This is a genomic window from Natrinema zhouii (assembly GCF_013456555.2).
Classification (GTDB): domain Archaea; phylum Halobacteriota; class Halobacteria; order Halobacteriales; family Natrialbaceae; genus Natrinema; species Natrinema zhouii.
The window spans coordinates 2,442,267-2,465,185 of sequence record NZ_CP059154.1 but is presented as its reverse complement, the minus strand read 5'-3'; the positions used below and the strand labels follow the sequence as shown (position 1 = coordinate 2,465,185).

The following is a 22,919-nucleotide window of genomic DNA, read 5'->3' as shown; positions in this document are numbered from 1 at the left end:
CCGCCGAAGAAACATAAACGCTGTGGTAGTTTCCCGATCCGACCGACTCGGCCTCGAGGAGGCCGAACGTCACTCGAGAAGGCGCTGGACCTGCTCGCTCAACTCGGCGGGAGTTTCAGCGAGATCCGACACGCGCTCGCCCAGCTCGGCTCGCGCCGTTCCCGCTTCCAGAGCCTCGGCGTCGGGGACGACGACCTTCTCGTGGTCCGCCAGCCGAAGCGCCGCGCGGTGGAGGTCGGAGCCGGGATCGTCACCGACGCGGATCACCAGCGGTCCCTCGAGCAGCCGGGAGACCGCAGTCGCGTAGCGAGCGATCTGGACGCCGAAGCGGTCGCTCGCACCGGCGAAGGCCTCGAGCGTCTCGCGTGCGACCTCGAGATAGCGATCCTCGCCGGTCAGGACGGCCAGCTCGAGCAGCCCGTCGGCGAACGCCACGTTCGCGTCCAGCGGCCGCAGCGGCTGGTCGCACAGGCCGACACCCCGGGCAGGCCCGTCGAGGAACGAGTCCTCATCGTGAAGTTGATCGATCGTCGCATCGGCGACTGTCGTCGCGTCCTCGAGGACGGCCAGATCGATCGTGCTCGCGGCCGTCGTCAGCGCACCGAGGACACGTGCTTGGTTGGTGAGAAGCGGGGCTGGATCTCCGTCGTCGTCGTTCTCGGCATTCTCGAGCGTGTGCGCGACGACGCCGTCGGTGAGCAGGTCTGTGCGGATCGTCTCGAGTGCGCGTTCGGCGTACCGGCGGGCGCGCTCGTCGTCCGTGTAGGCGTAGTAGGTGAGCAGTCCCTCGATCGCCAGCGCGTTGGGGCCGGCGAAGACCCCCTCGTCGACCGGTGGCTCCTCGGCGGCCGCTCGATCGGTTGCATCGAGGCTGTACGCGTCCGCCTCGCCGGGGGCCTGGCTGTTCGCGAAGGCCTCGGCGTCGCCGTTCCACAGCGTCGCGGTCAGATACTCGATCGTGTCTTCGGCGGGGTCGCGGTACTCGTCTTTGCCGGTTAGCAGATAGGCGTTGGCGAACGCCCGCACTAACGCGGCGTTGGAGTCGAGGAGTTTCTCGCGCTGGAGTCCCGACCAGTCGTGTTCGGTTGCGAAGCGATAGAAACCGCCCTCGTACTCGTCGAACAGGTTCGCGCCGACCGCGTCGTAGGAACGCAGCGCCATCTCCCGATCGCGTTTGAGCGCGAACTCGAGTGCGTCGGGCAACGGGAACTTCGGGGATTGCCCCCAGCCGCCGGCGGTCTCGTCGTAGGTGTCGGTGAGGTGGCCGAGCATTCCCTGTTCGATCTCGGCCGTCAGTTCGCCGGCGGGCGGGTTGTCCTCGCGGAGCGGCCGCGGGACCCGCGCCGCGCCGTTCCCTTTCGTCTGCCACATGGTTCGAACGCTGTCGAGAACCTGTCGCATTCCGTCGGGGCCGAGATAGCCAGCGCCGGTCAGGACCTTCCCGTTCGGCGCGAGAAAGACCGTCGACGGAAAGCCGCCCATATTGTATCGGTCGCGGACGCGCGGGTACCGGTCCACGTCGACTCGGACGGGCACGAAGCTGTCGTTGATGTTGGCCGCGATGCGGGGCTCCGCGTAGGTCTCCGCGTCCATCTCGTGGCAGTGATCGCACCACGTCGCAGTCAGCGAGAGCAAGACGGGAACGTCTTCCGCCGAAGCCTCGTCGAAGGCCTCCCGTCCCCACTCGCGCCACTCGACGCGGGTCGTCTCGTTCATACCGCATCGACGTGAGTCGCCGGCGTAAGGCCTTCGTTCGCGTTCGCTCCTAACCTGTGGTCTCGATCGGTCTCGGGTGACCTCGAGCGGATGCCGGCGGGCACGGGCAGCGATTCTGCTCCTGGGACGAGAGTAAAGGATTTTCACCCTTCGGTGGGTATATCCCGATATGCTCCGGTGGATCTTCGCGCTGTTGCTCATCCCGTTTCTGGATGCCGTCTTGCTCGCGGTCATCGTCACCCAGTTCGGGTTCGTCAACTGGGTCGGGATGGTGCTGCTCGTCGTCCTGACGGGACTGGTCGGTATGCTACTCGTTCGGGCCGAAGGGCGGCGAACGATCCGGAAGATGCAGCGCTCGATGGCGCAGGGGAAGCCGCCGACGAACGAACTGCTCGACGGCGGCTTGCTGATCGCCGCCGGCGCGTTCCTGCTGACCCCCGGCCTGGTGACGGACCTGATCGGATTCCTGCTCGCCGTTCCGCTGACACGGATCCCGATCCGCGCCGCGCTCAAGCGTTTCGTGATCGTTCCGTACGCGGACAAGAAGACCGGCGGGTTCGCCAGCGGTGGCGTCTGGACGTTCGGCTTCCCCGAGCAGGAGACGGCAGACGAGCGCGGCGGATCGACCGACGACGGGACGTACGATCTCGGTACCGATGCGTACACTGTCGACGGCGACGGCAACGAGGACTCGTATACGATCGACTTCGGCGACGACCGTACGGACGACGGGGACGATCGAGACGACGATCCCCTCGCTCGGTAGCGAATATCACGGGTCAGAGAGAAAGAAACGCTTAAACGTCCCACCGGGCAACTACCGAGTGCGAGGGAGACGGAACGGGCCAATAGCTCAATTAGGTTGAGCGCCACTCTGATAAGGTGGAGGCTCTCGGTTCAAATCCGAGTTGGCCCACTCAGTTTCTGAGGGACGGTTATTCGAACGACAGAGGGATGACTGGTAAAGCACCTCTATTTCTTAAATTTTCAGTTTACTCACTGAACAAGCGAAGTCCAAGACCTGCAGTGATTTTGTCATTTAGATTCCGGTATAGAGTAGCTAGTGTGAGGTCAGGCTACACTAAGATCTGTGAATCTGTTAACACATCTCTTTCACCGTTCAAAGATATTACCGACGAACGGTCACACGCAATCATGGTCCCAGGAAAATCCCTCGATTGTTTTTCCACATTTGTTGCATTCCTGCTGCGGTGACGCTTCGTCTCCGTCTATGAATTGATTTTCATGTCCCGACGGTGTTTTCTCCTCGAACCATACTTCGCTTGCTACTTCACTACAGTTAGTACAGACGTATCCCTGAGAAGTCGATTCAATGAGCTCACGGCCGATAATACAGTCACAATTTTCACAAAACCCGAACGGTTCTGTCTCGATACCGAGATCGGGCTTCGTCTCATGATCCTCGTCCATATCTCGACATTCATCTTGCACGTCTTCAATCGGAAGCATCCCTTCCTACTGTAACGGTGACAATAAACGCCAAATAGGGAACCTCACTTTACAGTTGTTTGTCTCGTTGAAGCCGTCGCTTTTTGGTGATTCAGTACTGGCCTCCTCCTCGTCGTGCTCTAAACGACCCATTTTCTCGAAAGGAGAGTAGATTCAAAAGTGATGTCTATGAAGGCATGACGGCTGTACAATCGAGCGTACACTGTTGTTCAGCGGCAACCAGAGAGCACATATCTGGAACTGACCGTACTCGGGCCGAACCGTCCGAAATCGCGGGTTCCAGAGACGAATATGGCTGCTCGTGGATACTAGATACGACGGAAACTGCCGGATATGGATCGGTTCAAGAGACTCAGGGTCTGACCGAATCTGTAAGTGAGCGGACGCATATCCAAGTTCTACGGGCTTCTCGCGGCGAACTACTGCTCCGTTGAGCGACTTGCCTCGGTCGCCTCGAGTCACCGTCGATAACCCAACACGAAGGATGGATCGTCCGCCGCGGCTCGACCGCTCGGTACTGTGATCGGCCCGGTCACGAGATGATCGGGGCCAGTAGCGGTTCGCGAGACACCAGGAGAACGACGTTGTTGCTCGCGAAGACGGCATAGAGGACGACTACGGAGACCAGGAAGGCGATGTCGAACGGCCTCGAGAGGACGTGGCCGATCAGGATCACGAAACTGGCGTAGAGCAGGGCGGCGAGAACGACGCCAGCGAGCCCGAAGAGGTCGTGCAGGAAGACCGTAACGGGGTTCAACTCGGTTGCATACGGGACGACGAAGAACAACACTGTCGCGACGAGGTCGACGAACCAGACGCTGTAAAACGCGGTGCGAAGGCTGGTGGTACCCGGCCGATCCAACTTGATCCCGAACGAGGACGTATCCACCATCGTAGCTGAATAGAGGCGTCTTTGGGCAATACGCGTTGTACTTGCTGCTTCCAGTAGCGTGATGTGTTCACAGACACCAATCGTGCGAAGACGATACGAGTCTGTAAACGGCCTCGAGTAAGTATCTGTTCTCAGAGATTGTTATCTGACTGTGGGGTTCACCATCCCATCTGACGAAGCTGCCCCACTGGCTGTCAGACGACAGGAAACTCCGGGCGGGGTCGCACAGTGCTCGTTTCAGGCGTCGGACGAGAGGCGTTCGAAATCGGGGTCGGGGCAACCGTTCGGTTTCGATGGAACGCGTCTGTATGCGTGTAACTCACCGTCCGTGGCAGCGGTCAGCAGGATGTCGTTCGCCGCGATATCGTCGAATCGATCGACTGGGAGGACGAGTTGCTCGACGACTGCCTCGCCGTCCTCGAGCAGGAGGACGACGTGTTCCCCGTCGACGATTCGGTCGACGACGCCGATGTAGAGATCGCTTCCGTCGAGGACGTCGCCGATTGAGACAGCAGCCGCAGACGAATCGCAGAACGGTGGTTGGGGTTTCCGCGAATTCGATGCGTGATCCGGTCGATCAGGCGTTTTTCCGGGACTCGCTCTGGTGGTCGTTACTGCGGCGATTGCACCCGTCGTGAGCGCACCGAGCGTTCCGAGGACTGTCCGTCGCGATCGTCGGGGTTGGTCCGACATACCCCCGTTGGCCGCGGATTGCCTGATAAACCCTCGGCTGTCTCGAGTGAGCCGCTCGACAACTCGGCGAAACTGTCTCGCGCTAGTCCGTGCTGCCGAACCATGAGTGAACTGGTATGTTCGCCGAATGGTATGCTAAGTTGTATGTAGACGCACTGTTACGGATCGGTTTCGGCGTTTCGTTCGTATAACGGGATTCATACCGCCTCAACGTCTGTGGCATGCCGTTATGAGCGGAGATTGAGTTCGGCCGTTCGATACTCGAGCGGTCCGATGTGAATCGGTTGGTCACACTTATAATCACGATATTGGGCGAATCAGCCGGTTATAGATCGACTGGCAATCAATCGCCGTGTTTCTGGGATTGAATTTATAACAGATATCATATTTGAACAGATATAAGACATATGCGGGATAGTTCCGGATGGGACTGGAGTGGACTGCATCCAATCCCATACCGGGAAGTCGGAGAAGAACGAAAGAAGAGAGCGGAACGTCGAATTAGACGATTACTGGTAGGCGGGGATATCGGTGAACTCCTCGCCGAGAACGAGCGTGTGAATGTCGTGGGTCCCCTCGTAGGTGTACACCGTTTCCATGTTGGCCATGTGGCGCATCGGCGAGTAGTCGGTGGTGATGCCGTTACCGCCGAGCATCTCGCGAGCGACTCGAGCCTGATCGCGAGCCGTTCGGACGTTGTTCCGTTTGGCCATCGAGACGTGTTGGGGACGCATCTCGCCGCGCTCTTTGAGTTCGGCGAGGCGGTGGGCCAGCAGCTGTGCCAGCGTGATCTGGGTACCCATCTCCGCGAGCTTGCGCTGCTGAAGCTGGAACCGACCGATCGGGCCGCCGAACTGGTCGCGGTCTTTGGCGTACTGACGGGCCTCCTCGAAGCAGTCCCGCGCCGCGCCGACCGCGCCCCAGGCGATGCCGTAGCGCGCCTGCGTGAGACAGGACAGCGGCCCCTTCATGCCGGAAACGCCGGGGAGGACGTTCGCTTCGGGAACGTGGACGTCGTTTAGCCCGATCTCGCCCGTGATCGAAGCGCGCAGGGAGAGTTTTTCGGTGATCTCGTTCGTGCTGACGCCGTCGCGATCGGTCTCGACCAGAAATCCGCGCACGGGGTCGTCCTCTGCCGACTCGTCACGCGCCCAGACGACGGCGACGTCGGCGATCGGCGAGTTCGTGATCCACGTCTTCGAGCCGTTCAGCACGTAGCCGTCACCGTCGGCCTCCGCGCGGGTCTCCATCGCTGACGGGTTCGAACCGTGTTCTGTTTCGGTGAGACCGAAACAGCCGATCGACTCGCCCCGCCCCATCGCGGGCAGCCACTCCTCCTTTTGCGCCTCGCTCCCGTAGGCGTGGATCGGATACATGACGAGCGCCCCCTGGACCGACGCCATCGAGCGCAGCCCCGAATCGCCGGCCTCGAGTTCCTGCATCAGGAGCCCGTAGGCCGTCTCGGAGACGTTCGGCGAGCCGTAGCCCTCGAGGTTCGGCGCGTAAAACCCCATCTCACCCATCTTCGGAATGAGATCTTTGGGAAACGTTCCGTTCTCGAAGTGGTCCCCGATGTCGGGTTTGACGTGTTCCGCGACGAACTCTCGAGCCGTGTCCCGGATCATCCGCTCTTCCTGATCGAGGTCGGCCTCGAGCTGAACGAAATCCAGCATACTTCTCCGTACGGCATGAGCGCCATAGGTATTGCGATACTTCCCAAGGTTCGTGTTGACAAGCGACGATGACGAGCGAGAAGTCGGAGCAGAGACAACACGAACCGGTCGACGGCCGCGTGTGGCAATTCTTTTGTGGCGCTCAGCCCACCCCTCACGAGGCATGACGAATCTCGTGACGGACGTCGCCGAGACTGTCGACGCGAACCCGGACTCGGCCGCAATCGCATACGACGGCACGGAATCGAGCTACGAGGAGTTCTGGACGCGAGCCGGGCAGTTCGCCCGGGCGCTCGAGGACCGCGGCATCGGCGAGGGCGACCGCGTCGGAATCTATCTCCCGAACCTGCCGCAGTTCGTCACGGCCTTCTACGGGACCCTGCGCGCCGGCGGCATCGTCGTCCCGATGAACCCACAGTACAAGGCCCGAGAGATCAGCCACATGCTGGGCGACAGCGGGGCGAAAGCGGTCGTCGCGCTGGCGGATCTCGTTCCGAACGTCCTCGAGGTACGGGACGATACCGACGTCGAACAGGTGATCAGCGTCGGTGAGGCGTCGTCTCACGACGGCGCGACCGAGTTCGACGACTTCCTCGCGGACGATACCAAAGCCGTCGTCGAGCGCGCCGACGACGATGTCGCGGTCCAGCCGTACACGTCGGGGACCACCGGCACGCCGAAGGGCGTCCTGTTGACCCACCGCAATCTCGCCTTTACGACGCGAGCCAACGCCGACATGCCCCCGGGCGGGTTCCAGACCAGCGACCGGCTCATCGGCACGCTCCCGCTGTTTCACATCTACGGTATGTCCGTCGTCATGAACGGCGCGATGTACAGCGGCGGCACCTACTACCCCGTTCCCGAGTGGGACGCCACCGACGTGATGACCCAGCTCGAGGACGACGAGATCACGATCATGTTCGCCGTCCCCGCAATGTTCAACGACATGATCAACCATCCCGACGCCGACGAGTACGAGTTCGAGGCGCTGCGCTTCGCCAACTCCGGCGGCTCGAGTCTCCCCCTCAAGGTCCTCGAGCGGTTCGAGGCCCTCTGGGGCGTCCAGCTCAACGAGGGGTACGGGCTGACGGAGACGAGTCCGATCACGCACGCGAATACGAACGAGAACCGTCGAAAGGGTAGCATCGGCCAGCCGCTCGAGGGCGTCGAGGCGAAAATCGTGGACGAGCAGTTCGACGAAATGCCGCGCGTCGAGGAGGGGCCGATCGACGAAGCGGCGACGGACCTCCACGAGATCACGGGCGAACTCGTCGTCCACGGTCCGAACGTGATGAAGGGGTACTACGGCCTGCCCGAGGCGAACGAGGCGGCGTTCACCGAGGCCGAGGGCAAGCGCTGGTTCCACACCGGCGATATCGGCTACTGGGACGAGGACGACTTCTTCTACGTCGTCGATCGCGAGAAGCACATGATCGTCACCGGCGGCTACAACGTCTACCCGCGTGAAGTCGAAGAGTTGCTCTTCGAGCACCGCGACATCGCCGACGCCGCCGTCGTCGGGGTTCCGGACGACCGGCGCGGGGAGACGATCAAGGCGTTCGTCGTGCCCGCGCCGGACGCCGACGTGACGCCCGAGGACGTCAAACAGTACTGCCTGACCAACCTCGCGGAGTACAAACATCCCCGCGAGGTCGAGTTCGTCCAGACGCTCCCGCGAACCACGACCGGAAAAGTCCAGAAGTTCGAGCTTCACGACGAGAACAGCGACGAGTAATCGCCATCGTCGTCGGGTTCGCGGTTCGTCACCGCTCGCCGCACCGAGGTCTTCACTCTGTGCAAACCTCGTGTCGCTCGAACCGGCGTCGAACGACGATCCCTTTCCGACGAGTGATCTGCTCGAGTTCTGAATTAACAAAAACAAATTTCGGGCACACCCGAAGCTACTTTGTAAGACCATGCCGATCGAGTACCTATGGCATTCCAGCTGTCAGCCGAGCACGAGGCGATCCGCGACGCCGTTCGCGAGTTCGGCGAAAACGAGATGGCTCCGGTCGCCGAGGAGCACGACCGGGAACACAAGTACCCCGAAAACCTTCGGAAGAAGGCCGCCGAGTACGACTTCGTCGCGCCGAATATCCCGCTCGAGTACGACGGTGCCGGGATGGACAAGATCTCCTCGACGATCGTCACCGAGGAGCTCTGGCGCGCCGATCCCGGAATCGGCTCCGCGGTCGGCTCCGCCGGATTCGGCTCGGACATGATCATCGAGTTCGGCGACGAGTGGATGAAAGAAGAGTGGCTCCCGAGGATCGCGAACGGCGAATCCGCGTCGTGTTCCATGATCTCCGAGCCCGCTCACGGCTCGAACGTTGCGGGCATCGAGACGGTCGCGGAGATGGATGGAAACGAGTACGTCCTCAACGGCAACAAGATGTGGATCACGAACGGCACCGTCGCCGATGTCGGCGTCGCGATGGCCAAGACCAGCCCCGACGAGGGCCACCGCGGCATCACCGCGTTCCTCCTCCCGATGGACACCGACGGCGTCACGACCGAGAAGATCACCAACAAGCTCGGTATCCGCGCCTCGGACCTCGCCGAAGTCGTCCTCGACGACGTCCGCGTCCCCGAGGAGAACGTCATCGGTGAGGTCGACGAGGGGTTCTACCAGCTGATGGAGTTCTTCGCCTCCGGCCGCACCAGCGTCGCCGCGCAGGCCGTCGGCGCTGCCCAGGGTGCACTCGACGCCGCGATCGAGTACGCCACCCAGCGCGAGCAGTTCGACCAGAAGATCTCGGAGTTCCAGGCCATCCAGCACAAGATCGCCGAGATGGCCACCAAGGTCGAGGCCGCCCGCTCGCTGACCTACCGCGCCGCGACCCAGGTCGAGCAGAACAACCAGGACATCGCCGCGCAGTACTCGAGCATGGCGAAGCTGTTCGCCAGCGAGATTTCCGTTGAAGTCGCCGACGAGGGCGTGCAGGTCCACGGCGGTTCGGGCTACGTCACGGACTACCCCGCCGAGCGCTACTACCGCGACGCCCGCATCACGAAGATCTACGAGGGCACCAGCGAGATCCAGAAGAACATCATCGCCGACCAGCTCCTGTAGCCGAAAAGCCGGTCGAATCGTCGCTAATGCGGACGCTTTTAGCTGCCCCTGACAAGGATGACGTATGTCTCTGGAACCGAGCGCCGACCCGGCCGCCGACCGGCGAGCGAACTACGACTATCGGAACGACGACGTCGACCGCCCGGCGCTGGTCGCGGACCTCGAGGAACTCGTCGACTGCGAGGTCCGCGCCGACTCCTATTCTCGCGAACTGTACGCGACCGACGCGAGCGCCTACGAGATGACGCCGATCGCCGTCGCCTTTCCCGAGTCGACGGCCGACGTGTCGGGGATCCTCGAGTACTGCGCCGAGCGCGAGATTCCGGTCCTCCCGCGGGGCGGCGGGACGAGCCTCGCCGGGCAGACGGTCAACCGGGCCGTCGTGTTGGATTTCACGCGGTACATGAACGATATCCTCGAGATCGATCCCGACGGCCGAACCGCGACGGTCCAACCCGGGACGATCTTGGGAACGCTGAACGAGGCCCTCGAGCCCCACGATATCAAGTTCGCCCCCGACCCCGCGTGGGGCGACAAGAGCGCCATCGGCGGCGCGATCGGCAACAACTCGACCGGCTCGCACTCGCTGAAGTACGGCAAGACCGACGCCTATATCGAAGAGGTCGAAGCAGTCCTCGCCGACGGCACCGTCACTCGCTTCGGCGAAGTGACGCTCGAGGAAATCGTCGAGCGAGCCGATCCCGACGGCGGCCTCGAGGGCCGGCTCTACGCCGAAGTCGAGCGTATCATCGCGGAGGACGCGGACCGGATCGCGGAGATGTACCCGGATCTCAAGCGCAACGTTTCCGGATACAATCTCGACCGGCTCGTCGCCGAGGTCCGCGGCGAGGAACTGCCCGGCGGTGAGGACACCGGCGAGCCCGGAACGGTCAACCTCGCGCGTCTGCTAGCCGGCAGCGAAGGGACGCTCGCGATCGTCACCGAGGCGACGGTCTCGCTCGAGCCGGTTCCGGAAACGAAGGCCGTCTCCCTGCTCTGTTATCCCGACCTCCACGAGGCGATGCGGGACGTCGAACCGATTCTCGCACACGATCCCGCGGCGGTCGAGGTGCTCGACGACGTGTTGCTCGACCTCGCTCGCGATACCGCGGAGTTCGGTCCGGTGACCGAGATCCTCCCTGAGGGAACGAACGCCGTTCTGCTGGTGGAGTTCTACGCCGACGACGCAGACCACGGCAAGGAACAGGTCGCCGGCCTGCTCGCCGACCGCGTGCCGTCGGCGACGCCCGCCGGTACGCCGGCCGAAGACGCCCCGAGCAGTGATTCCGAGACGCTCGCGCTCGAGGCCCTCGAGGCCTACGACGACGCCGAGCGCGCGAAGCTGTGGAAGCTCCGCAAGTCCGGGCTCCCGATCCTGCTCTCGCGGACGACCGACGAGAAGCACATCTCCTTCATCGAGGACACCGCCATTCCGCCGGCCCGTCTTCCCGAGTTCGTCGAAGGGTTCGAAGCGATCCTCGAGGAACACGGCACCTACGCCAGTTTTTACGCGCACGCGGGACCCGGCGTGCTCCACGTCCGCCCGCTCGTGAACACGAAGACCGAGGTGGGCCTCGAGCAACTCCACGGAATCGCGGACGACGTGACGGACCTCGTGGTCGAGTTGGGCGGGTCCGTTTCGGGCGAGCACGGCGACGGCCGCGCCCGGACCCAGTGGAATCAGAAGCTCTACGGCGACGAACTCTGGGAGTCCTTTCAGGACCTCAAGACGGCGTTCGATCCCGACTGGATACTGAATCCGGGGCAGGTCGTCTTCCGCGAGGACGACCCGACCGACTTGCGAGAGCATCTGCGGTTCGACCCCGACTACGAGTTCGAGGCCGGCTTCGAACCCGCGCTCGAGTGGGAGAACGACAACGGCATGCAGGGCATGGTCGAGCTCTGTCACGGCTGTGGCGGCTGTCGCGGCGAGCAGTCGACCACCGGCGGCGTGATGTGCCCGACCTACCGGGCGAGCCGAGAGGAGATTACGGCGACCCGCGGCCGAGCGAACGCGCTCCGACAGGCCATGAGCGGCGACCTGGATCCCGACGAGGCGTTCTCCGACGAGTTCGTCGAGGAGGTGATGGGGCTGTGTATCGGCTGCAAGGGCTGTGCCATCGACTGTCCGAGCGAGGTCGACATGGCGAAGCTCAAAGCCGAGGTGACCCACGAGTACCACCAGCGCAACGGCGCGACGGTCCGGGATCGCCTCTTCGCCAACGTCGCGACCCTCTCGAAGGTGGGGAGTCAACTCGCCCCGCTGTCGAACGCCCTGCCGAAGCTTCCGGGCGCCCGCAAGGCGCTCGAGGTGACGCTCGGAATCGACGCCGACCGGCCGCTACCGACGTTCCACGCGAACACCTTCCGGGACTGGTTTCACGAGCGAGGCGGCGCTAGAGTGAGCGAGGCCGACGCCGAGCGAAAAGTCGTCCTCTACCCCGATACCTACACCAACTACAGCCACCCCGACGCCGGGAAGGCGGCCGTCCGGGTGCTCGAGGCCGCCGGCGTCCACGTCGCCGTCCCCGACGACCTCGGCGACACCGGCCGACCGGCGTTCTCGAAGGGCTTCCTCGAGAAGGCGGAAGACGCCGCCCGCGAGAACGTGAACGCGCTCGCCCCGCGGGTCGCGGATGGCTGGGACGTGGTCGTGATCGAGCCCTCCGACGCGGTCATGTTCCAGGGAGACTACCTCGATCTGCTCTCGACCGAGGCCGCCGGGACGCTCGCCGATGCCACCTACGGCGTCTGCGAGTACATCGACACCTTCCGGCTGGACGAGGAGATCGGATTCGACGGGCGCGCGGCGACGCGGGATCTCGTCTACCACGGCCACTGCCACCAGAAGTCGATCGCGAAGGACCACCACGCCGTCGGCGTGCTTCGACGCGCGGGCTACGCCGTCGACCCGCTCGATTCGGGCTGCTGCGGGATGGCCGGCAGTTTCGGCTACGAGTCCGAACACGTCTCGATGAGCGACGCCATCGCCTCGATTCTCTACGATCAGGTCGACGAAAGCGAGGGCAGCCGCGTCGTCGCTCCCGGTGCCTCCTGCCGGACACAACTCGAGAACAGACCCGGCGCATCCGAGGAGCCGCCGACGCCGATCGAGGTCGTGGCGGAGGCGCTCGAGGGACGCCGGTAAGGTCGCCACGGCTCCCGACGAGAGGGGGTCTGCGGACCGTTTATCGTCGCTCGAGTCCTCCTTTTCGTGATGACGCCGAACGACGAACGGGATGGTGAACGCGATCCGAATCGCGGTCGACCGCAGACCGAAGCGAGCTACGGGATCCCCGACAGTGCCGACGGCGCGCTCCCGTGGGCGTTCGTCGCGGAACGGATGCGAGACGCACGGAACTACTGGGTGACGACGATCCGACCCGATGGGAGCCCACACGTTCGCCCGACGTGGGGCGTCTGGGTCGACGGGACGTTCCACTGCGGGGGCGGCGAGGGGACGCGGTGGGTTCGGAATCTCGCGCGGAATCCCGAGATCGTCGTTCACGGAGAGAGCGCGACGGAAGTAGTTATTCTCGAGGGGCAGGCCGAACGGATCAATCACGAAACCGCTTCGTCCGAACTGATCGACGAACTGGACGCGGCCTACGAAACGAAGTACGACACCCCGCACGGGACGCCATTCTTCGCCGTTCGACCGACGGTCGTCTTCGCGTGGAGCGACTTCCCGACGGATGCGACTAGGTGGGAGTTCGACGAGTAGCGCGGCGGCTAATCGAGACCGGCCCTACAGACCCACCAGCTCGTCGTAGCGCGCACCCGTCTGCTTCAGCGTCTCGGTCGAGTAGAGCCGTTCGTGATCGACGGGGAGGTAGTCGGCGGCCAGTTCGTCGATTTTCGCGTCGACGGCTTCGGGATCGCGGCCGTGGATCATCGTAAACAGGTTGTACGGCCACTCCTGATCGGGCCGGCGGGGCCGGTGATAACAGAGCGTCACGTATGGCAGTCCGCCCGCGCGCTCACCCCGTTCGTCGAGGGACTCGTCGGGGACGTCCCAGACGACCATGCAGTTGGCGTCGAACCCCGTCACGACGTGGTTGATCACGCAGCCGATACGTTTGATGCAGCCGCTCTCGAGCAGGCGGTCGACGGCTGCGAGCACGTCTTCGACCGCGTATCCCACGTTCGCGGCGATATCCCGATACGGCGTCGCCGACAGGGGGAACCCGTCCTGAATCTCGAGCAGGAGTTCGGCCTCGAGCGCGGAGAGGTCGCCCGTCGCCTCCTCGCTGATTCGGGTCGCGGAGGAGTCCAGGCGCTCCTCGAGGGACTCCCGCGCGAAGCGATCGCCGTTGACGACGGGGAACTCGAGGTCGATGTAGTAGTCGGTCAGCATCGGCAGGTTCAGCACGTCACAGCCGGTTCGCGCCTCGATGTCGGCGAGGATTTCGTCGCGGGCGTCCCGCGAGCCGGCGGTGACGACGAACCACATGTTCCACTCGTGGTCGCGGGCGTAGTTGTGGTTGACCTGCCGGTAGTCGTTGATGATCGCCGCGATCTCGTCGAAGCGATCCGCGGGCGCTCGCACCGCGGCGAGCGTCGACGAACCGATCACGGGCGGGTTGAGGACGGCACCGAATCGGCGGACGATCCCCGCGTCTCGGAGGCTGCGGACGCGGTCGACCGCCGCCGATTCGTCGATCCCGAGATCGGCGGCGACGCGGCGGAACGGGCGCTCCTCGATCGGGAAGCCGCTCTGATAGCCGTCGATCAGCGCCGCGTCCGCGTCGTCGATTGCTTCGCGCCAGTCCCCCGACAGGCTACTCATTGGTAGCTCTAGGGAGAAGGGGGCCGTATCGTTTTCGGGTCGGCTCGGACAGCGGAGGTGGAGCTGTTCTTGCGCTTCGCTCGATTATCGGTGTGAAACCCGTCAATTGACGGGCGAACGAGCGCCGGAAGCGGGAGACTTTTGCGCGAACCGGCCCAACGTGTGCACAACATGGCTCACGCAACGCAGGAGTTCGGCGACTGGCCGCTCAAGCGGCTGCTGACCGAGGTCGTCGGCTCCGGTCCGAAGTCGGCCGGCGATATGACCCGCGAACAGGCTCGAGAGGCGTTCCAGCGCATTCTGGCGGACGAGCCCGACCCGACTACCCTCGGCGCGTTCTGGCTGGCAAATCGCTGGAAGCGAAACGTTCCCGAGGAGCTGGCGGCCTACACCGACGTCATGCGCGAGGAGTCGGTCGTCACCGCCGAACCCGAGTGCGATCCGGTCGACTGCGGGGCGAACTACGACGGCAAGCACAGCTCCGCCGTCCTCGGCGTCGGCGCCGGCATCGTCGCCGCCGCCGCGGGCACCCCCGTCGTCGTCCACTCCGGCGATCGGGTGCCGACGCAGAAAGCGACGGCGTACAAACACGTCCTCGACGAACTCGGCGTCCGGACCGAACTCGAGCCGACCGAGAGCGCGGCGATGGTCGACGAGACCGGCTTCGGCTTCTACTACCAGCCCGCGTTCAACCCCGGAATCGACGACCTGTACGACCGACGCGACCAGATGGGCGTCCGCACGTTCGTCAACACGGTCGAGACCATCGCCAATCCGGCGAACGCCGACGTCCACCTGGGCTCGTTCTACCACCTCGCGTTCGCGAAGAAACTGACGGATACGATCACCCAGAGCGAGCGACTCGACTACTCCCGCGCCATCTTCTTCCAGGGGATGGAGGGGTACGACGACATCCGCCCCGGCTACACGAAGGTCGCGGAGTGGGATCGCGAGGGCGACGACGGTGACGAGTCCTTCGAGGACTACGAGATCGAGACCGCCGAGTACGGCATGGAAATGGAAAACGAGGATCTCGAGGTCGACGACGTCACCGCCGATTCGGCGACGATCACCGAGGCGGTGCTCGCCGGCGACCGCGAGGGCCACTTCGCCGACGCCATCGCTCTCAACGGCGCGTTCCGGATGTACGCCCGCCAGGACGTCGACAGCCTCGAGGCGGGGCTCGAGCAGGCACGCGCGGTCATTTCGGACGGCAGCGCACAGGCCGTGCTCGAGGAACTCCGGGCGTTCTGAGCGGTCGAAGCCGTTCGTTTCACCGCCGAACCGAGTCCGAATCGGCACGCAATATCGGCTACTGTTCGTCGACAGGTAGCAAACGTTTCTATCCGCGTTCTATGCCATGGATACGACAGGTATCGTTCTCGATTTGATTTCTATCCATCCGGATGAGGGCAAGTCATACTCGAGTGCAGTTGACAGCCCATCGTCTACTTCAGACGGTGTGAAAGCCCGATACTGAGGTGGAACGAAAAGAATCCAGAACATAAGGCAGACGGTAGCTACGATAAGCTGCCAGCTTCCATATATACTATCTCATCGGTCAGACTGCCCTCACAAGCGGCCACGAAGGCGACTCGAGTACGCGATCACATCGCCGACTCGATCCTGATCGATTTGCGAGACGATGATTGCGCGAGGCTCGTTCACGAACAGGCTCCTTTTTTGCCCGGTCGCCGTGACCGCTGCGCATGGACGAATCACTCGAGACTGTCCTGGTAGCATTCGACGACGAGCGCGGTGTCGGGACGATCACGATGAACCGGCCGGACGCGTTGAACGCGCTGAACGGCCAGCTCAGAGACGACATCATCGCGGGACTCGAGTCACTCGAGGAGCGAAACGCGAATGCGGACGGCGTCGCCCTGCGAGCCGTGGTGCTCGAGGGAGCCGGCGAGAAGGCCTTCTGTGCCGGCGCGGACATCGGCGGCTTCTCGTCGGAGTCGGCTGGCGGCTCGTCCGCCCGATCCCACTACGACGTCATCCGGGACTTCCCGGCGCCGGTCATCGCGAAAATCGACGGCTACTGTCTGGGCGGCGGCCTCGAGACCGCGCTGGCGTGTGACTTTCGATTAGCCAGCGAGGACAGCACGTTCGGCTTCCCCGAAGTGAATCTCGGCATCCTCCCCGGTGCCGGTGGCGTCCAGTACGTCGAGAAGCTGGCCGGCCCCAGCGTCGCCAAGGAACTGGCCATGTTCGGGAATCACATCTCCGCGGAGCGAGCCGGCGACGAGGGGCTCGTCAATCACGTCTACGCCGACAACGAGTTCGAGGACGAGGTCGACGACTTCGTCACCGAACTCGCCGGACAGGCACCGCTCGCCGTCCAGGCGATCAAGAAGTCCGCCGCCATGGCGGTTCAGACGGGGTTAGAAGAGGGGATCGAATACGATAGGCAGCTCTTCGCGGAACTGCTCGAGACGGAGGACCACGCCGAGGGCGCAGCGGCGTTCGGTGAGGATCGCGAGCCCGAATTCGAAGGCAAGTAACGGCAGTGCGGGGGATCGCTGTATCACCGCAGCGGAATCACCCGGTATGCCGTGGCGCGTGCTGTGTCGCGGTGAGTGATGAACGAACCGCGACGCAACTCTGCGCGAGGGATGAGCGAACGAACGCGAGTGAGTGAGCGAGTCGGTTGGGGAGGGTGTGGTTCCCCTAGTTGCAGCGATAGCAGCGCTCTCGACATCCCGATCAAGAATGACACGGACCGGTAGTCCGAAGTGCCCCAGACCGGGTTGTCCATTAGTCCCACTCCTCGCCGATCCCGCGCAGCGAGAACGGCCCGGCGGGGAGGTTGTACCCTTCCTCGAGCGCTTTGTCGACCTGCTCTTCCGTCGCAATGCCCTCGTCGACGATTCGCTGGGCCTCCTCGCGCATGGCCATGTGACAGCGGTTGGCGATGAAGCCGTAGGAGCCCGGGTCGTCGTCGATGGTGACGCTGGTCTTCCCGAGTTCGTCGACGAGTTCCTCGGCGCGCTCGACGACCGCCTCGTCCGTCTGCGGGGCCCGAACGATCTCGACCATCGACATGATCGGGACCGGGTTGAAGAAGTGCGTGACCGCGACCCGCGAGGGGTCGGAAACGCCGTTCGCGATCGACGTGACGGAAAAGCCGCTCGTGTTCGAGTACAGCGGCTGGTCGTCCGTGACCGCGTCCAGGTCGCGGAAGACCTGTCCCTTGATCGCGAGGTCCTCCGTGACCGCCTCGATGACGAAATCGGTCCCGTTCGTCGCCTCGTCCAGGTCCGTCGTGAACGTCAGTCGCTCGAGGACCGCCGATTTCTCGTCCTCGGAGAGGTAGCCGCCCTCGACGGCGTCCTCGAGTCCGTAGCTGCCCGAGACGAGCCGTTCGCGGGCCTCTTCGGCCAGTTCCTGATTGATCTCGCGAACGGCCACGTCGTAGCCGTTCCGTGCGAGAACCTGTGCGATACCGGCACCCATGATACCACCACCGACGACGGCGGCACGCTGTGTTGCCATGCCATTACTCTGCAGGAATATCGACTTAGTTCTTCTCGATGGAGGGGGCCGATCAGCTATCGAGCCCCGGATGACAGCGGCTGCATTTAATAGTCGAGGTGTCGAATATATGGTATGGCAACGGAGTACACCCCGACGGAGATGATGGATCGGGAGTCTAGGTCGAACCGCTACTACCGAAACGCGGTCGAACGCCACTGGGATCCCGGAGAGATCGACCTCGAGGCGGACGTCGAGAACCTCCTCGTCTACATCGACGCGTCGGGGTCGTACGATCGAGAGTCCTGGTACGGGATGCTCACCGGCATCGCGAAGTTCGGCGCAGGCGAGGACGCGGTCACCGAGGATCTCGCACCGCTGGGGACGGTCCTCGACGATATCGACGATCAGCTGTTCCTGACGACCCAGCTGTACGAGGAGGCGAAGCACGCGGACTTCTTCGATCGCTACTGGCGAGACGTCGTCTGGGCGGTCGAAGACGAACTGGGCTGGGAGCGATCGAACCCCCGCCACGAGCGGTGGTTCAACGATCCCTACGTCGAACTCTTCGACCGCAACCGGAAGGCGCAGTTCCGGCTGCTCGAGGAGGACACCCCCGAAAACCGAGCCAAGGCGTACTGCCACTACCACCTCACGGTCGAGGGCATCCTCGCCCAGACGGGCTACTACGGAATGCAGACCTCCTACGGCGGCGAGTTCGAGGACCTCCCGCACCTGCCGGGGCTCGTTCAGGGCTTTACGAAGATCCGCAGCGACGAGGGCCGCCACGTCGGTTTCGGGATGAATCAGCTCAAGAAGCTCATCGCCGAGGGCGTCGACCCCGCGATCATCGAGGAGACGGTCGAGGAGCTCCTCCCGCTCGTCCAGGGGATCACCGAGGACGAGCGGTTTCAACCCGACGATCCCGACGAGCGCGTCGGCCTCGAGGACGGGAAACTCGCGGCCTACGCCGTCGACAAACACACCGACCGAATGCGACAGATCACGGACGCCGCGGCCGACATTCCGGGCGTCGACGAGTTAGTGCAACTCGAGGGCGACGACTGACGGTCCGAGACGACTGCCGATACAACAGCGGACGACGTGGTGTACCGGGTGAACGGCGACAGTAGGTTTTTGGAACCTGAACGGGACGTGAGACCATGCAGCTCGATTCTATCCGAGTGCTCGATCTGTCTCGGCTGCTTCCCGGTCCGTACGCGACGCAACTACTCGCCGATGCGGGCGCGGATGTCGTCAAGGTCGAGGACACCGACGCGGGCGATTACGCGCGTCGGATGCCGCCGGTGACCGATCGAGGCGTCGGCGCGCTGTTCGACGGCGTCAATCGCGGCAAGCGAAGCGTCGCGCTCGACCTCAAGTCCGAGGCGGGGCGAGACGTGTTCTATCGACTGGTCGAGGAGAGCGACGTCGTCTTCGAGGGGTTTCGACCCGGCGTCGCCGAGCGACTCGAGATCGACTACGAAACACTGGTCGAGTATAACGAGGACCTCGTCTACTGCTCGCTGTCGGGCTACGGACAGATCGGTCCGTACGCCGAGCGTGTCGGCCACGACCTCAACTACGTCGGCGTCGCCGGGTTGCTCGACATGACTCGCGAGGACGAGTCGATGGCCCCCCAGATTCCGGGCTACCAGATCGGCGACCTCGGCGGCGGGCTGTTCGCGGCGTTCAGCATCGTCGGCGGACTGCTCTCGCGGGAACTCGGCAACGGCGGTGAGTACATCGACGTGGCCATGACCGATGTCGTCGCCTCCTTCTCGCAGGCGATTTCACACGAGGCGCTCACCGGCGGCGATCCGCGGCCCGGCGAGACCGCGCTCACCGGGCGATTCCCCTGGTACGATGTCTACGAGACCGCAGACGGGCGATACCTGACCCTCGCGGCGCTCGAGGCGAAATTTTGGAAAAACTTCTGCGAGGAGATCGGTCGCGAGGACCTCGTCGAGTATCACGGGAGCGAGGACCCGGCCGAACTGACCGCGGTCCGCGAGGCGCTTACCGAGGTGTTCGCGAGCCGCTCGCGGGACGCGTGGCTCGAGGCACTGAGCGACGAGACAATGGTCGGGCCGGTGTGTACGCCGGCCGAAGCCCTCGAGCACCCCCAGCTCGAGGCCCGCGGGCTGATCGAACGGCCGGACGACGCGCCACCGCGGGTCGGCTTTCCAGCGGTGGGGTCGAACGTGCCTGAGAGCCGCGATGAATCGGTCCCGGGTCACGGAGAGCACACGGACGAACTGCTTGCAGCAGCGGGGTATGACGAGGACGAGCGAGCCGGTCTCCGCGAGGCGGGGATCGTCCGTTGAGGTGGCTTCCGTCCCCGAACTGACACTATCGTATCTGATATGATCCTCGAGGTACGGTAGCATATCCCCCTGTCTATGACAACTCTAATTCCGCGGAAAGGAGTTCAGAGCGGGCGATCACGAATGTTGCACAACTTCTATGATCGATCGGAGAATACTCAGTGACACAGCATGAACTCCGCAGTCATCGTCGACGCCGTTCGGACGCCGTTCGGGAAACGCGACGGCTCGTTCCGGGACACGCACCCGCAGGATCTGGCGGCCGAGCCGCTCGAGGCGCTTCGCGAGCGCAACGGGTTCGAGCCGGCGACGATCGAGGACGTTATCTACGGCTGCGTGACGCCGATCGACGAACAGGGGCTGAACATCGGCCGGCTCGCGCCGATGGTCGCCGGCTGGGGCGACATCGTCCCCGGCGTCCAGTTGAACCGGATGTGCGGCTCGGGTCAGCAGGCGGCCAACTTCGCCGCCGCGAACGTCATGGCCGGCCAGCACGACGTGCTCATCGCGGGCGGTGTCGAGCACATGACCCGCGTGCCGATGGGGTCGGACGGCGACGGGCCGTCGGAGACGTACTTCGAGTACTTCGACGAACTGACCACGCAGGGCGAGGGTGCCGAACGGATCGCCGAGGAGTACGATCTCACGCGAACGGAACTTGACGAGCTAGCCGTCGACTCCCAGCGGCGCTGGAAGGAGGCCTGGGACGAGGGTCGATACGACGACCAGATTACGCCAGTAGAAACTGAGCTAGATGGAAAAGAGGTGATCGTCGAGCAGGACGAACATCCCCGTCCCAGCACCGACATGGAGACGCTCTCCGAACTCCCGCTCTCGTTCCGCGAGGAGGGCGAGGGCTTCCACCACCCCGGCAACTCGTCGGGAATCGTCGACGGCTCGGCTGCGCTGCTCATTACGAGCGAGGAAGCCGCTGAAGCACACGGGTGGGAACCGATGGCCCGCATCGTCCGGACCGAAGTCGTCGGCGTCGATCCCGTGACGATGCTGACGGGGCCGATTCCGGCGACCGAGGGGGTCCTCGAGAAGGCCGACATGACGATCGACGACATCGACCTCTTCGAGGTCAACGAGGCGTTCGCGTCCGTCGTCGGGGCCTGGCTCGAGGAGACGGGCGCGTCGTGGGAAGACGTCAACGTTAACGGCGGCGCGATCGCTCACGGCCACCCGCTCGGCGCGACCGGCGCGGCGCTGCTGACGAAACTGGTCCACGAACTCGAGCGCACGGGACAGGACACCGCGCTGTCGACGATGTGTATCGGCTACGGCCAGGGCGTCGCGACGATCCTCGAGCGGGTCTGAGCCGAGCGCAGTCGCGAGGAGCCGGGCCGAGATAGGGGACGATCGCGACCGCGAATCGGAACGCGCTATCACGGCCCCGGAATTGCCAATTAATGCGATCACGTTCCTATATCTTTACAATGCTGTATGCGGTTATGGACGGTATGAAGTACCACGACTCCGAGACGGCGAAGGAGGTCGCGGGACGCGTAGAGTCGTTCATGGACGAGGTCGTGATCCCACGGGAGCGGGAGGCGCTCGAGACGGGCGAGCGGATCACGACCGGCGAGATAGAGGATCTTTGGGAGCAAGCCAAGGACCGCGACCTCTTCGCGCCGCAGGTCCCCGAGGAGTACGGCGGCCAGGGACTGGACTTCAGTGACATGCTGCCCTCGTTCGAACAGGTCGGTCGCTCGCTCATCGGGGCGCTCGCGATCCGCGCAAACGCGCCCCAGGAGGGGAACATGCACACCCTCGAGATGGTTGGAACGGAGGCGCAGAAAGAGGAGTACCTCCAGCCGCTCGTCCAGGGCGAGATTTCCTCGGCCTTCGCGATGACCGAGCCGAAACAGGGCGGCGGCTCGGATCCGAAGATGCTCCAGAGCACCGCCGTCAAGGACGGCGACGAGTGGATCGTCAACGCCCACAAGTGGTGGACCTCCGACGGCCTGAACGCCGACTTCTATCTCGTGATGGCCCGGACGGATCTGGACGCCCACCCCTACGAGGGCACCTCGATCATTCTGGTGCCCAGAGACGCCGACGGCGTCGAGGTCGTGCGGAACATTCCCCACCTCGGCGGCCACGGGATTACCGAACGCGAGGGCGGCCACGCCGAAGTGAAGTTCGACGACGTCCGCGTCCCCGTCGAGAACACGATCGGCGAGGCGGGGCAGGGGTTTCAGGTCGCTCAGATGCGACTCGGCGGCGGCCGGCTGACTCACTGCATGCGCTACTCCGGTATGGCCGAGCGCTCGCTCGAGATCGCGAAGGCCTACCTGCAGGAGCGCGAGGCCTTCGGCACGACGCTCGAGGAGAAACAGGCGCTGCGCCACCGCATCGCGGACGCCGAAACCCACCTCCATGCCGCCCGGACGATGGTTCGTCACGCCGCGCGCGAACTCGACGAGAGCGACGCTCGCATCGAGGTCGCGATGTCGAAGGTGTTCACGGCGAACGTCACTCAGGAGACCATCGACCTCGCGCTGCAGTGCTGTGGCGGCAACGGGATCGGCAAGGACCTGCCGATCGCCCACTTCTACGAGGCCGTCCGCGCGTTCCGGATCGTCGACGGGGCCGACGAGGTCCACCGCCGCTCGATCGCCCGCTGGGCCTTCGAGGACGTCGACGAGACCGAAATCGAGAACACGCTGCAGTTCGACGACGACCTGCGGATCGACGCGCTCGAGCAGTGACGGGACTCCGCGTGGAGTACCGTTATGGCAGTCGTGGACGAACCGTGGCGGCAATGAGACGCGAACGGCAGGGGTCCGAACGGCGACGCGGCGTA

Annotated in this window: 18 protein-coding genes and 1 tRNA gene; 12 read left to right on the top strand and 7 right to left on the bottom strand. The window is 64.0% G+C overall.

The window, feature by feature from the left end:
- Positions 1–69: 69 nt before the first annotated feature.
- Positions 70–1,716, bottom strand: a complete 1,647-nt coding sequence (locus HYG81_RS30825) for a DUF255 domain-containing protein (protein WP_180839940.1) — start codon at positions 1,714–1,716, stop codon at positions 70–72.
- Between the two features lie 169 nt (positions 1,717–1,885).
- Between HYG81_RS30825 and HYG81_RS30820 the strand changes: the two genes are divergently transcribed.
- Entirely contained in the window at positions 1,886–2,482 is a 597-nt protein-coding gene (locus tag HYG81_RS30820; RefSeq protein ID WP_180839938.1) for an FxsA family protein, read from the top strand.
- A gap of 76 nt (positions 2,483–2,558) precedes the next feature.
- Positions 2,559–2,632 (top strand) — tRNA-Ile (locus HYG81_RS30815).
- Positions 2,633–2,859: 227 nt separating this feature from the next.
- Here the strand turns inward: HYG81_RS30815 and HYG81_RS30810 are convergent.
- The 4 genes from HYG81_RS30810 to HYG81_RS30795 form a co-directional block, all read right to left on the bottom strand.
- On the bottom strand, positions 2,860–3,147 hold the full coding sequence (locus HYG81_RS30810; RefSeq protein WP_226777485.1) for a hypothetical protein: 288 nt from the start codon (positions 3,145–3,147) through the stop codon (positions 2,860–2,862).
- Between the two features lie 571 nt (positions 3,148–3,718).
- Positions 3,719–4,078 carry a hypothetical protein gene (locus HYG81_RS30805; protein ID WP_180839937.1) on the bottom strand — a complete coding sequence of 120 codons (360 nt, stop codon included), beginning with the start codon at positions 4,076–4,078 and terminating at the stop codon, positions 3,719–3,721.
- Between the two features lie 237 nt (positions 4,079–4,315).
- On the bottom strand, positions 4,316–4,771 hold the full coding sequence (locus HYG81_RS30800) for a hypothetical protein (protein ID WP_180839935.1): 456 nt from the start codon (positions 4,769–4,771) through the stop codon (positions 4,316–4,318).
- Positions 4,772–5,280: 509 nt separating this feature from the next.
- Entirely contained in the window at positions 5,281–6,444 is a 1,164-nt protein-coding gene (locus HYG81_RS30795) for an acyl-CoA dehydrogenase family protein (protein ID WP_180839933.1), read from the bottom strand.
- Positions 6,445–6,607: 163 nt separating this feature from the next.
- Between HYG81_RS30795 and HYG81_RS30790 the strand changes: the two genes are divergently transcribed.
- The 4 genes from HYG81_RS30790 to HYG81_RS30775 all read left to right on the top strand — a co-directional run bounded on the left by HYG81_RS30790 (position 6,608) and on the right by HYG81_RS30775 (position 13,241).
- Positions 6,608–8,179, top strand: coding sequence for a long-chain-fatty-acid--CoA ligase (locus HYG81_RS30790; protein WP_180839931.1), 1,572 nt, complete (start codon positions 6,608–6,610; stop codon positions 8,177–8,179).
- A gap of 198 nt (positions 8,180–8,377) precedes the next feature.
- Positions 8,378–9,517, top strand: a complete 1,140-nt coding sequence (locus HYG81_RS30785) for an acyl-CoA dehydrogenase family protein (protein WP_180839929.1) — start codon at positions 8,378–8,380, stop codon at positions 9,515–9,517.
- 64 nt (positions 9,518–9,581) lie between these two features.
- Positions 9,582–12,665, top strand: a complete 3,084-nt coding sequence (locus tag HYG81_RS30780) for an FAD-binding and (Fe-S)-binding domain-containing protein (protein WP_180839927.1) — start codon at positions 9,582–9,584, stop codon at positions 12,663–12,665.
- Positions 12,666–12,734: 69 nt separating this feature from the next.
- The gene (locus HYG81_RS30775) at positions 12,735–13,241 is read left to right on the top strand and encodes a pyridoxamine 5'-phosphate oxidase family protein (RefSeq protein ID WP_180839926.1); all 507 of its coding nucleotides are present in this window, start codon (positions 12,735–12,737) and stop codon (positions 13,239–13,241) included.
- 24 nt (positions 13,242–13,265) lie between these two features.
- On the opposite strand, the gene ahbB is transcribed toward HYG81_RS30775, so the two are convergent.
- Complete coding sequence (ahbB, locus tag HYG81_RS30770) at positions 13,266–14,306, bottom strand: siroheme decarboxylase subunit beta (protein WP_180839925.1); 1,041 nt, start codon at positions 14,304–14,306, stop codon at positions 13,266–13,268.
- Positions 14,307–14,477: 171 nt separating this feature from the next.
- On the opposite strand from ahbB, the gene HYG81_RS30765 reads away from it, so the two are divergent.
- A complete protein-coding gene (locus tag HYG81_RS30765) occupies positions 14,478–15,560 on the top strand; it encodes an anthranilate phosphoribosyltransferase (RefSeq protein ID WP_180839923.1) in 1,083 nt (360 codons plus the stop codon).
- Positions 15,561–16,015: 455 nt separating this feature from the next.
- A complete protein-coding gene (locus tag HYG81_RS30760; RefSeq protein ID WP_180839921.1) occupies positions 16,016–16,813 on the top strand; it encodes an enoyl-CoA hydratase/isomerase family protein in 798 nt (265 codons plus the stop codon).
- 253 nt (positions 16,814–17,066) lie between these two features.
- On the opposite strand, the gene HYG81_RS30755 is transcribed toward HYG81_RS30760, so the two are convergent.
- On the bottom strand, positions 17,067–17,804 hold the full coding sequence (locus HYG81_RS30755; protein WP_180839919.1) for a 3-hydroxyacyl-CoA dehydrogenase family protein: 738 nt from the start codon (positions 17,802–17,804) through the stop codon (positions 17,067–17,069).
- 114 nt (positions 17,805–17,918) lie between these two features.
- On the opposite strand from HYG81_RS30755, the gene HYG81_RS30750 reads away from it, so the two are divergent.
- The 4 genes from HYG81_RS30750 to HYG81_RS30735 all read left to right on the top strand — a co-directional run bounded on the left by HYG81_RS30750 (position 17,919) and on the right by HYG81_RS30735 (position 22,824).
- Positions 17,919–18,851 (top strand): ferritin family protein, encoded by a 933-nt coding sequence (locus HYG81_RS30750; protein WP_180839917.1) that lies wholly within the window; start codon positions 17,919–17,921, stop codon positions 18,849–18,851.
- Positions 18,852–18,946: 95 nt separating this feature from the next.
- Positions 18,947–20,110 (top strand): CaiB/BaiF CoA transferase family protein, encoded by a 1,164-nt coding sequence (locus HYG81_RS30745; protein ID WP_180839916.1) that lies wholly within the window; start codon positions 18,947–18,949, stop codon positions 20,108–20,110.
- A 171-nt stretch (positions 20,111–20,281) separates the two neighbouring features.
- A complete protein-coding gene (locus tag HYG81_RS30740; RefSeq protein ID WP_180839915.1) occupies positions 20,282–21,430 on the top strand; it encodes a thiolase family protein in 1,149 nt (382 codons plus the stop codon).
- A gap of 143 nt (positions 21,431–21,573) precedes the next feature.
- Complete coding sequence (locus HYG81_RS30735; RefSeq protein ID WP_180839913.1) at positions 21,574–22,824, top strand: acyl-CoA dehydrogenase family protein; 1,251 nt, start codon at positions 21,574–21,576, stop codon at positions 22,822–22,824.
- Positions 22,825–22,919 lie beyond the last annotated feature (95 nt).

Bases quoted from the DNA above. Each gene is read 5' to 3' on its own strand.
- HYG81_RS30825 (WP_180839940.1), bottom strand. From the start codon at position 1,716: ATGAACGAGACGACCCGCGTCGAGTGGCGCGAGTGGGGACGGGAGGCC.
- HYG81_RS30820 (WP_180839938.1), top strand. From the start codon at position 1,886: ATGCTCCGGTGGATCTTCGCGCTGTTGCTCATCCCGTTTCTGGATGCC.
- HYG81_RS30810 (WP_226777485.1), bottom strand. From the start codon at position 3,147: ATGGACGAGGATCATGAGACGAAGCCCGATCTCGGTATCGAGACAGAA.
- HYG81_RS30805 (WP_180839937.1), bottom strand. From the start codon at position 4,078: ATGGTGGATACGTCCTCGTTCGGGATCAAGTTGGATCGGCCGGGTACC.
- HYG81_RS30800 (WP_180839935.1), bottom strand. From the start codon at position 4,771: ATGTCGGACCAACCCCGACGATCGCGACGGACAGTCCTCGGAACGCTC.
- HYG81_RS30795 (WP_180839933.1), bottom strand. From the start codon at position 6,444: ATGCTGGATTTCGTTCAGCTCGAGGCCGACCTCGATCAGGAAGAGCGG.
- HYG81_RS30790 (WP_180839931.1), top strand. From the start codon at position 6,608: ATGACGAATCTCGTGACGGACGTCGCCGAGACTGTCGACGCGAACCCG.
- HYG81_RS30785 (WP_180839929.1), top strand. From the start codon at position 8,378: ATGGCATTCCAGCTGTCAGCCGAGCACGAGGCGATCCGCGACGCCGTT.
- HYG81_RS30780 (WP_180839927.1), top strand. From the start codon at position 9,582: ATGTCTCTGGAACCGAGCGCCGACCCGGCCGCCGACCGGCGAGCGAAC.
- HYG81_RS30775 (WP_180839926.1), top strand. From the start codon at position 12,735: ATGACGCCGAACGACGAACGGGATGGTGAACGCGATCCGAATCGCGGT.
- ahbB (WP_180839925.1), bottom strand. From the start codon at position 14,306: ATGAGTAGCCTGTCGGGGGACTGGCGCGAAGCAATCGACGACGCGGAC.
- HYG81_RS30765 (WP_180839923.1), top strand. From the start codon at position 14,478: ATGGCTCACGCAACGCAGGAGTTCGGCGACTGGCCGCTCAAGCGGCTG.
- HYG81_RS30760 (WP_180839921.1), top strand. From the start codon at position 16,016: ATGGACGAATCACTCGAGACTGTCCTGGTAGCATTCGACGACGAGCGC.
- HYG81_RS30755 (WP_180839919.1), bottom strand. From the start codon at position 17,804: ATGGCAACACAGCGTGCCGCCGTCGTCGGTGGTGGTATCATGGGTGCC.
- HYG81_RS30750 (WP_180839917.1), top strand. From the start codon at position 17,919: ATGGCAACGGAGTACACCCCGACGGAGATGATGGATCGGGAGTCTAGG.
- HYG81_RS30745 (WP_180839916.1), top strand. From the start codon at position 18,947: ATGCAGCTCGATTCTATCCGAGTGCTCGATCTGTCTCGGCTGCTTCCC.
- HYG81_RS30740 (WP_180839915.1), top strand. From the start codon at position 20,282: ATGAACTCCGCAGTCATCGTCGACGCCGTTCGGACGCCGTTCGGGAAA.
- HYG81_RS30735 (WP_180839913.1), top strand. From the start codon at position 21,574: ATGAAGTACCACGACTCCGAGACGGCGAAGGAGGTCGCGGGACGCGTA.